Genomic DNA, 9,114 nt, shown 5'->3' with positions numbered 1-9,114 from the left:
TGCATTCTTTATGGTTATAAACGCATATAAAATGCATTGCTATAAACATATCATAAAAGAGAGAGTAACATAAAAAAAGCCGTGTCAAATGATATGACGCGGCTTTCAAATAGCGATTATAATGATAGAAAAATAATCATCCACAATGGAGTAATGAATGCATATATACAAAACGTATCATATTGCAAGCGCTCTATGAGAGATATGAAAACTTATCAAAAGAAACGTAAATGTGCGTATGATCTTTAATCACTCATTTGAATGAGAGAACCTATAACGCTTGTTATGGCTATTAAACGTATCAAATAAATCAAAATGCTCGGTAGCTTTAACAATCCAATCAAAAGAACATGCATATTAAGTGAATATCTTATAACAAAACGGTTTTTTACATTTACGAGCATTGGTTTTTAAAAGCAGATTTTTATAAGATAAATAAACAAACGCTTTTATAAAATGTAAGGTTTGCAAGATTTTGCTCTGCTGTGAAAGCTAAATCTTAGTTTTCTCATAAATGAAACGTTTTTAAGAGCAAATGATAACTAAGTTATAACTGTTATAAAAAAAGTTTTAACGTTTCTTATAAAGATCTCATTTTATGTTTCAAACGTTTAAACGTGCATTTAAAGAGGTTCTCATAAGCGTATTTGTACTTTTCATTAAAACCTAATTTCTTTAAATATTAGCCGGTCCATTTTTGGAGGCATTATCTTAGAATAGAGCATTCTTTAAACATTACAGCTTTTGACTCAAAATTAAGTAAAAACCCATACCTTATGATGTTACAATGGTTTTGAAGTTTGTTTGCTTATCTTTGTCTTAATAGCTGCCCCCAAATTTGGAAAGAGCTCATTTGGTTTCGTATTTTTAAACTATAACTTTTAAAACGTTTTTAGTACCAAATCTAAAGTAGATAGTTATTCTACTGCCATGGCATTATTTGCCTCCATTTTTTTGTGGAAGCGAATAGTTCCATTCTTAAAGACTAGCCTGCAATCTATTCATTAAAAAGCTTTTCATTTCATAAGATATAGCATTTTGAATTTCATGACCTTTATTTCCTACCTCGGTAAAAAAATACCGTGGTTATAAAATCGATCTTGTCTTTAAATCCTTTTATGCAATCTTTAAAATGTTCGGTGTTATGATGATGCTGTTATGACAGCTCTCTATTTTGCGCTCGCCAATTTTGGCGAATGTTAATTTGCTCTTTTATGTGATTAACAATCCAATCTTTAAAACAAGATGTGATCTTTAAACGTATGTTATCGATATTTTCAAACGACTAAATTTAAAACAATGTGATTTGTGCTGTGATAAAAACGTATCATAAAATTTATGAACTGTTATGAATGATATCGGCTTTTCATTTCATTTGAATACACACATGCGTTATAATACTTACATCATGATTTGCTTTTTATGGTCTATTCATGCATGGCAATCTTATATCAAAAATGGTCAAATGAATCACGTATAAAAGTGTGGATTCTTAAGTGGATTCATATAAAATAATTTCACACAACCTATTGACTTTATTGTGTTTTTTGATATGATATCGAATATCAACATAAAACCGAAGATATTGTGGGACTTGATGATTTTAGAGCTAAGATCAACGAAGATCTCACAAGCTATGGTCGTTTAGCCAGCCCCAATGAATGGCAGAATTATAATAAATTTACCAGCAAAGTCACTATGAGTGGTGGCTTAGAACTGTTGGGAAACACATCATTGAATATTACCCATAATAACAAAATGATCACTAACTTAAGTACAAGCGGAAGCTCACTTAAAGGACCTTTGAGAGTCGATGGAGAACTTGTTTATACGAAATCAGAAATAGATATTCTCAAGCAGGAAATTAAAAACATCAAAAAAGATTTGATTAATAAACTCATTATTGCCGATGCTGAATTGCTGTATACGCAAGATGGGAAAATTAAATGGCCAGATTGGGTAACAGACCAAACTAGGTTAGAAATTCAAGCATGGGGTGGCGGGGGGTGGCGGTGGTAGTGGTGGCGGAGCGGATACGCCAAGATTAGGAGGAGGTGGCGGCGGTGGCGGTTGTTCAGTCTGGTATGGCTATAAAGCCAGTTTAAATGGTCATGAAGATATCACAATTGGTAAGGGTGGAACTTCTGTTGCATCACTTCGTGCAACAGGTAATTCTGGAGGAACAACGACCGTTGGCAAAAATTTTATTACGGCGACAGGAGGACATGGTGGTGGGGGTGCTTATTATAATACATCAAGGGGAAATACTTATTACTATTCAGGCATTGGTGGTGCTGGGGGCATTGGGGGAAATTTTGGTTTAGCAACAGACGCACATCTAGGAATTGCCAAAGGCAGAAATGGTTATGCTGGAACGAGTGGAATTACGAGTGAAACAAGCGGCAATGGCGGTGATGCTGGAGGTGATACATCAAGGGGTGGCTCTGGAGGAGTCGGCAAAGGTCACTATAGTTCAGGAAAAGCAGGGCGTGGTTTTGGCGGCGGCGGGGCTGGTGCTCACTCTGATTCTTATCCAAGTGGTGCTGGAGCTGATGGCGCTGTCCTTATAAGGTTATGGAAAGATTAATTACATAACCAAAGATAGCACAAGTCAAATTGATGCTTGTAGCGAGCTTTATATGATTTTAAAAGCCCTTTAAAGAGCTTTTTGACTGACAGTGTCAGTCTTATGAGAGAGTGAGATGATTGTTATGGTCTCTTCATTAATTTGGAGAGCAAAATGACAATAGAATTTAAACTTCGTATTCACTTTATTAAGAATGGCAAGGGATCTAAGTTTTTAGCAATATTTGATCAGACAGCCGTTGGTATGTTTGTAAAATCCTTGATGTTAACGTGCAAATTTATCCCCTCCATGCACCTATTCTTCTCTTTACGCATGAGGTGAAGAAACAGGATAGTGTTCTGTTTCATAAGCTTCAATTAACAAAACAAGAGTTTTCATTCTATCAAATTCTGGAGTATTAACTTCTGGCTGCTTATCAAACATTGCAGACACAATTTCTAAAGCTTCTTGGTACTCCCTCTCAGCACGAATTGGTTTGATATTCATTTCTTAAATTCTTGTAGTTCCACAGTGTTGGCATCAATCACATTAAATTGTAACATTTTTGTTGACAATTGTCACTTAATACATTACATCTTACTTAAAATAAAGTTGTTGAGTTTGCTATGATCAAAACATTTAAAAATAAAGACCTCCAATCTCTCTGGGAAACAGGAAAAAGTAAGATTGATAGCAGGCTTCAACAGCGTATTATTCGCCGTCTTGATGCCCTTGACGCTGCTTCTCAAGTTAGTGATATCAATGTACCAGGTTATAATTTTCATATGCTTAAAGGCTTTACTCCAACTCGCTACACAATTCATATCAATGGTCCTTGGTGTATCACTTTTGAATTTAAAGACAGACACGTTTACCATGTTGATCTAGAGCAATACCACTGAAGGTTTTAAGATTTGTAAAGGAAACTATCCATGACCACACGTAATCCTAATCGTTGTCCTTCTCATCCAGGAGAAATTTTAGCTGAATCCTTAGAACATTTAAATGCAAGCAAAACCGAAATTGCTAGGATTCTTCAAATATCACGCCAGCACTTGCACAGTATCCTTAAAGGAGAACGTCCAGTCACAGCCGTAACAGCAGCTCGCATTGGTAAATTGTTAGGAAATGGACCAGCCCTTTGGCTACAGCTTCAAGCCAATTATGATACATGGCATGCCTTGAGGGACATTGATGTCTCTTCTATTCCAACATTAACAGCTAATAAAGTGGATATACAAATGGAACAGAGCCATTAACTGCCTCCCCGCCTCAAAGACGAGGAGATAAAATCATGTTTTTAACTTAAGCTACTTTTACAACAGGGCTTACTAAAACTCGCTTGGCTTCTTCAACAAGCGTTTTATAATGTTTGCTCTCTTCTGCTAATGTAAAAGCTTTAACAAGATGCATGTGAAGCGGTCCATAAATATAAACAGCTTTTTCAGTAGGTCCCATTTCATCCCAGTTTCTTGGAAAATCAAAGCGTGTATCACGGTCATTATCAATTAATTGGTTTTTTAAATCATAGAAAGCTTTGACGAGTGCTTTTTTGAATGCACGCACCGTATCATTGTTACGCATATAGGTCATGAGTAGAGTGGCTTGTGGTTCGTTGAGAATAGCAACTTCTCTCTTTTGACCACCTTTACCGTCTCTTTTACTCACTTGGATTTCAAATCCAAGTGAACCAAACTCTTCAAAATCCTTACGATTATTGCGTACTAACTGTATAACTGTTTTATGCGTATTACCCACACCCTCTGCAATTTTTAAAGAAGTTGTAACAGCAATACCAGCATTGTTGATTGTCACTAAATTGTTCATGATGAACTCCTAATGGTTTTAATGTCTCTATTGACACCCCCAAGGGTGCCGGGCGTTAGAAACACGGCCATTAGTCCGTCGCTATGTCTTCCCCTCGTGAGAAGGTATTGTATAGCATAGCTACACCCGACAAAATCGTTATATGCCAATAATAGCATAAAAGACAATCAGTATTTTAAATGCATGAGAGAGATCTTACGTGACCTATCCGCTAATGGTTTAGTGTTTCTAGCACTTGTGATTCGATTAACATGAGGGTTTATTAGTGTCAATATGCTTTTAAAAAATTATTTTACATATTGTTGTTTTCAAAGGATCGCATTTGAAATGCTACCCTTTACTATTCACTCGCATTTGAAATGCGAGTGAACCAAAATCCTTATGATTTGCTGTTTTAAAGGGTGCGATTTCAAATCCAACCCTCATTTTTCCCTTTCATTTTCATTCACCCCTCATTTAAAGGAGCATAAAGTATGGCAACAGGTTTTCTACACGGTGTTGAAGTCGTTGAAGTTGACGACGGCACCCGACCCCTTCGCGCGGTACAATCGGCAGTTATCGGGATTGTTGGCACAGCACCCGATGCCGATGAACAAGCATTTCCCCTTAATACACCCGTTTTGGTAACGGGCTCTCTTTCACAAGCAGCTAAACTGGATAAAACGGGTAAGCGTCAAGGCACCCTACCCAATGCCCTTGATCTTATTTTTAAACAAGTAGGAGCAATTGTCGTTGTCGTACGCGTGAACGAGGGTGACAACGAAAATGCAACACTCACCAATATTCTGGGTGGTGTAAACGCAAATGGCGCTTATGAAGGTGTTCATGCTTTTATTGGAGCACAATCCATTGTGGGACAAACACCACGCATTCTGATTGCGCCAAGCTTTACACATCAACGCCCTTCCAGTGTGAATATTGAAGAGAATGGAACTGGTGCAACTGCCAACCCCGTCGCAGCAGAACTGATTGGCATTGCAGAACGTTTGCGCGCCATTGTGGTGCTTGATGCACCCAACACAACAGATGAAGCCGCTCTTAGCACAGCAAAGGATTTTGATTCAAAGCGCGCCATTCTTATTGATCCATTTGTAAAAGTGAATCGTAATGGCAAAATTGTAGAACAGCCAGCAAGTGCAGCAGTTGCAGGTGTCATTGCCAAAACTGATTTTACACACGGTTTTTGGCATTCTCCTTCAAACAAAGTGATCAATGGCATTGTTGGTATTGCACGCCCCATTGATTTTTCCATTGGGGACAGATCCAGCCGTGCCAACCTTCTTAATGAACAAAACATCACAACAATTATCCGCGAAAATGGTTATCGCCTCTGGGGTAATCGCACCCTTTCAAGTGATACAAAATTTGCTTTCTTATCCGTAGTACGCACCGCAGATATGATCAATGATGCCATTTTACGCGGACATCTATGGGCTGTCGACCGCAATATCAAAAAAACCTACATGAATGATGTCAGTGAAAGCGTCAATGCCTATTTGCGTGATTTGAAAGCACAAGGCGCCATTCTTGGTGGGCGCTGTACGCCTGATCCAGAGTTGAATACAGCAAGCGCCATTGAAGGCGGCAGAGTCTATTTCAATGTCGAATTCACACCAACAACACCAGCAGAACACATCACATTCCGTTCACGCATTGTGAATGATTATTTAGAGGAGATTTTTTAATGGCTATACCTGTTTTACCAAGAGTTTTGAAATATTTTAACATTTTTGTCGACGGCATTCCCTATCAAGCAAAATGTGAAAGCGTAACATTACCGAATTTGAATTTGGTTGTTGAAAGTTATCGTGGTGGAGGCATGGATAGCTCTATTGAAGTTGACCTTGGTCTTGAAACCCTCACACTTAGCATGACCATTTCTGATTGCTCTCCAGAATTGATGGCACTGTTGGGGCGCACAGATGTCGATATCTCATTACGAAGTTCAATGCAAGCGCAAGGCACACCAGCAGAAGGTGTTGTCATTACCATGAGAGGACTATGCAAAGGCTTTGAAATGGCAGAATGGCAACCGGGCAGCAAAGCAACATCCACAACTACCTTCACATTGCAGTATTTCAAATATGTCCAGAAGGACGTTGAAATCGTTGAGATAGATGTCCTCAACTTGGTGAGAAAATTCAATGGCGTCAATCAACTCGCAGACCATAGAGACAACATAGGATTATAAAAATGACAGTCCAAACAAGCATTACACATAAATTATTGATACCTGTTACTTTTGAAGGAAAAGAGCACACCGAAATTACTTTACAGCGCCCCAAAACAAAAGATGTGCAAGCAATCGACAAAAAAGAAGGCATAGAGCAAACAATCGCTATGATCGCACGTCTTTCTGGATGGGCACATGAAGCGGTTGGAGAACTCGATATTAATGACTTGTCGAGCATTGGAGAGATTTTGGAGTCTTTTATCAAGCGGCGGGATACCTCGACTGGGAAACCGCCGCTAAACTCATAGCCGATATTACCATTGTGTTCCATTGGTCCCTTTCAAAGATGATGGAAATGGAACCGCAAGAACTCATATTCTGGCGAAATCAAGCAGCAGAAAGGTATAAGACAAAATGAGTGAAAAAGTTGCTGATGCAAAGGTGAAGCTATCTCTTGAAGACAAACTCACCGCACCTCTCAAACATCTTCAAAAAAAATTCGATACATTGTCAAAAACACTCTCACATAGTTTGGGTATTCCCCGCTTTTCTGCTGCTGTCAAAAACATGACAAAAAGCCTTCATGGCGTTCAAAGTGCTCTTGGAGTGGCGGCAAGCCGTGCTTCGGTCTTTACTGGTGTCTTGGGGCTTGCTGGTGGTGGTCTTGTGGCAAGTGTAGCCGCCCTCACCATGAAAACCATGCATCTGGGAGATAGTCTTTATCACGCATCACACCATTTAAATATGAGTGTTGCATCACTTCAATTATGGGGTGATGCAGCCGATAATTCAGGCACTTCTGCCGAACTTTTTCAACAATCCTTAGCGGTTTTAAATAGGCGTTCAGCACAAGCATATGCTGGACAAAAAAGAGGCATGATGGGCTTTGAAGCACTTGGCATTTCTGTCAAAAACACTTCTGGAAAACTCAAATCCACTTCTGTCTTGTTAGAAGAAATTACCGACAAGATGAGTAAGATGAAAAGCCAAGCACAAAGACAGCATATTGCCGCTCTGCTGTTTGGGGGCGATGGTAAAGAAATGGCGACCATGCTTGCACAAGGCATGGCACCCATTAAAGAACTGTTTGCAAAGGCGCGGAAAGGAAAATGGCTGATAGGTGCCGATGTCGCACGCTATGCAGCAGATTTGAGTGATAAGCTTGGTGCTTTTAAGAAAAAAATAGGCGGTATCGCGAGCTTTATTGGCGCCCGTTTCATGCCCGTGATTAATGATATGATTGACGGTTTTTCAAAGTTGATTGATGAAAACCGCGACCTCATTCAAACAACTGTTGCGAGCTGGGCAAAAACCTTAAAAAAAGTCCTTAATGATTTGCTTAATCCTACCTCTGATTTAAGAAAAGGCATCAGTGATCTCACAGAGAGGATTAAAGGCTGGTTCCAATGGCTAGAACCTCTGATTGGTGAAATAACCCTCTTTAAGGTAGGACTTGTGGCACTTGGTTCGTTCATTTTTGGTCCACTCATTGCCGCATTAGCAGCCGTAGGAACAGCGTTTGTTAGCCTTGGTATCACAATTATGACGACACCTATCGGTTGGTTAATGGGTGGCATTGCAGCGCTCTTTGTCCTCTATCAATATTGGGACAAACTCAATGGTTGGGTAGCAGCATCTTTAGCCGCGGTTGGGGCAGTTCTTACCGGAGCATTCATTGCGGCAATGGTACCGGCAGCTTCTGCAGTTGCGGGTCTTGCACTATCTCTTGTAGCTTCACTCATTCCAGCAATAACTGCCGTTAGTTCTGCTTTTATATCGCTTGGTATCGCAATCATGACCACACCTATCGGCTGGATCGCTGGCGGCATTGCAGCTCTTGTTGCTGCTGGATATCTGCTCTACAAACATTGGGATACAGTCATAAGCTTTATAAGCAAGCTATGGGATTCTTTTTACAGCTTATGTAGTAACGTTTTCAATAACCTCTTGACGCTCTTTAAAAACTTTTCACCGCTCTCTTGGATTTCAAAAAAAATCAATGCATTGATTGAGTGGCTGTTTGGGATCAATCTCATGGAAGCAGGAACCAATCTGATTAACGGGCTTTGGGACGGCATCAAAAGCAAATGGGATGATCTGTATAACGGTTTTGGCAATATGATGAAGAAATTAACCAGTTGGATGCCTAATTGGATGAAAGAAAAGCTAGGCTTTAATGTTTCAATCAACAAAACTTCAACCCAAACAATTAAAACCTTTACCGATGATACCAATGCACGTGCAAAAAAAATGGTTGATACAGTAGTGGTTACAAACACCCCGCCTGAAAAACGCAAGAGTGGTTTTAATACAAGTGTCGTTGAAACAGGACAAACGCAGGCAACAAATAAAGTAGGTGCCTTTAAAGCTCCAAAGCCAATTACAGTTCATAAACCTGTTGAAGTAGATGCCCGTGTAACCATTACAAATCTAAATATTTCAGTACCAAATGGTCTCAAGGACGAAATCAGAGACGCTGTCAATCAAGCACTTGAACGCTATGCAAAACAGCAACGTTTAGCCATAGCCTCTAGCCTTTCGGATTAAA

The 9,114-nt window shown here is 39.5% G+C and carries 11 protein-coding genes; 9 read left to right on the top strand and 2 right to left on the bottom strand.

Annotation, left to right across the window (positions count from 1 at the left end):
- The first annotated feature begins 1,587 nt into the window (after positions 1-1,587).
- Together ACFINR_RS07350 and ACFINR_RS07345 are read left to right on the top strand one after the other, a co-directional pair.
- Positions 1,588-2,019: a Bgr_08870 family protein gene (locus tag ACFINR_RS07350; protein ID WP_375653752.1), complete on the top strand. Its 432-nt coding sequence runs from the start codon at positions 1,588-1,590 to the stop codon at positions 2,017-2,019.
- Complete coding sequence (locus ACFINR_RS07345) at positions 1,997-2,587, top strand: hypothetical protein (RefSeq protein WP_375653749.1); 591 nt, start codon at positions 1,997-1,999, stop codon at positions 2,585-2,587. Before ACFINR_RS07350 ends, ACFINR_RS07345 begins: the two co-directional genes overlap by 23 nt.
- Positions 2,588-2,893: 306 nt before the next feature.
- Here ACFINR_RS07345 and ACFINR_RS07340 read toward each other — a convergent pair whose 3' ends face one another.
- Positions 2,894-3,073 carry a hypothetical protein gene (locus tag ACFINR_RS07340; RefSeq protein ID WP_375653746.1) on the bottom strand — a complete coding sequence of 60 codons (180 nt, stop codon included), beginning with the start codon at positions 3,071-3,073 and terminating at the stop codon, positions 2,894-2,896.
- A 119-nt stretch (positions 3,074-3,192) separates the two neighbouring features.
- Here ACFINR_RS07340 and ACFINR_RS07335 point away from each other — a divergent pair, with 119 nt between their 5' ends.
- Entirely contained in the window at positions 3,193-3,468 is a 276-nt protein-coding gene (locus tag ACFINR_RS07335; protein ID WP_273791641.1) for a type II toxin-antitoxin system RelE/ParE family toxin, read from the top strand.
- Positions 3,469-3,498: 30 nt separating this feature from the next.
- Positions 3,499-3,825, top strand: a complete 327-nt coding sequence (locus tag ACFINR_RS07330) for a HigA family addiction module antitoxin (RefSeq protein ID WP_375653742.1) — start codon at positions 3,499-3,501, stop codon at positions 3,823-3,825.
- Between the two features lie 46 nt (positions 3,826-3,871).
- On the opposite strand, the gene ACFINR_RS07325 is transcribed toward ACFINR_RS07330, so the two are convergent.
- Positions 3,872-4,393, bottom strand: coding sequence for a Rha family transcriptional regulator (locus tag ACFINR_RS07325; protein ID WP_375653740.1), 522 nt, complete (start codon positions 4,391-4,393; stop codon positions 3,872-3,874).
- Between the two features lie 473 nt (positions 4,394-4,866).
- Between ACFINR_RS07325 and ACFINR_RS07320 the strand changes: the two genes are divergently transcribed.
- The 5 genes from ACFINR_RS07320 to ACFINR_RS07300 are packed head-to-tail and all read left to right on the top strand — an operon-like array spanning position 4,867 to position 9,113.
- Positions 4,867-6,078: a phage tail sheath subtilisin-like domain-containing protein gene (locus ACFINR_RS07320; protein ID WP_375653737.1), complete on the top strand. Its 1,212-nt coding sequence runs from the start codon at positions 4,867-4,869 to the stop codon at positions 6,076-6,078.
- Positions 6,078-6,584 (top strand): phage major tail tube protein, encoded by a 507-nt coding sequence (locus ACFINR_RS07315; RefSeq protein ID WP_375612345.1) that lies wholly within the window; start codon positions 6,078-6,080, stop codon positions 6,582-6,584. Before ACFINR_RS07320 ends, ACFINR_RS07315 begins: the two co-directional genes overlap by 1 nt.
- Positions 6,585-6,586: 2 nt before the next feature.
- Positions 6,587-6,874, top strand: coding sequence for a phage tail assembly protein (locus tag ACFINR_RS07310; protein WP_375612344.1), 288 nt, complete (start codon positions 6,587-6,589; stop codon positions 6,872-6,874).
- Between the two features lie 38 nt (positions 6,875-6,912).
- Positions 6,913-6,984, top strand: a complete 72-nt coding sequence (locus tag ACFINR_RS07305) for a GpE family phage tail protein (protein ID WP_081486138.1) — start codon at positions 6,913-6,915, stop codon at positions 6,982-6,984.
- Entirely contained in the window at positions 6,981-9,113 is a 2,133-nt protein-coding gene (locus ACFINR_RS07300) for a phage tail protein (RefSeq protein WP_375653733.1), read from the top strand. The genes ACFINR_RS07305 and ACFINR_RS07300 overlap by 4 nt, the downstream gene beginning before the upstream one ends.
- Position 9,114 lies beyond the last annotated feature (1 nt).

The organism is Bartonella sp. AP19HLJMH (assembly GCF_042196245.1).
In the GTDB taxonomy this organism is placed as follows: domain Bacteria; phylum Pseudomonadota; class Alphaproteobacteria; order Rhizobiales; family Rhizobiaceae; genus Bartonella.
This window is presented reverse-complemented; position numbering and strand designations above follow the sequence as displayed.

What these genes read in the sequence shown, in the direction of transcription:
- ACFINR_RS07340 (WP_375653746.1), bottom strand. Translation starts at nt 3,073, where the DNA reads ATGAATATCAAACCAATTCGTGCTGAGAGGGAGTACCAAGAAGCTTTA.
- ACFINR_RS07335 (WP_273791641.1), top strand. Translation starts at nt 3,193, where the DNA reads ATGATCAAAACATTTAAAAATAAAGACCTCCAATCTCTCTGGGAAACA.
- ACFINR_RS07330 (WP_375653742.1), top strand. Translation starts at nt 3,499, where the DNA reads ATGACCACACGTAATCCTAATCGTTGTCCTTCTCATCCAGGAGAAATT.
- ACFINR_RS07325 (WP_375653740.1), bottom strand. Translation starts at nt 4,393, where the DNA reads ATGAACAATTTAGTGACAATCAACAATGCTGGTATTGCTGTTACAACT.
- ACFINR_RS07320 (WP_375653737.1), top strand. Translation starts at nt 4,867, where the DNA reads ATGGCAACAGGTTTTCTACACGGTGTTGAAGTCGTTGAAGTTGACGAC.
- ACFINR_RS07315 (WP_375612345.1), top strand. Translation starts at nt 6,078, where the DNA reads ATGGCTATACCTGTTTTACCAAGAGTTTTGAAATATTTTAACATTTTT.
- ACFINR_RS07310 (WP_375612344.1), top strand. Translation starts at nt 6,587, where the DNA reads ATGACAGTCCAAACAAGCATTACACATAAATTATTGATACCTGTTACT.
- ACFINR_RS07300 (WP_375653733.1), top strand. Translation starts at nt 6,981, where the DNA reads ATGAGTGAAAAAGTTGCTGATGCAAAGGTGAAGCTATCTCTTGAAGAC.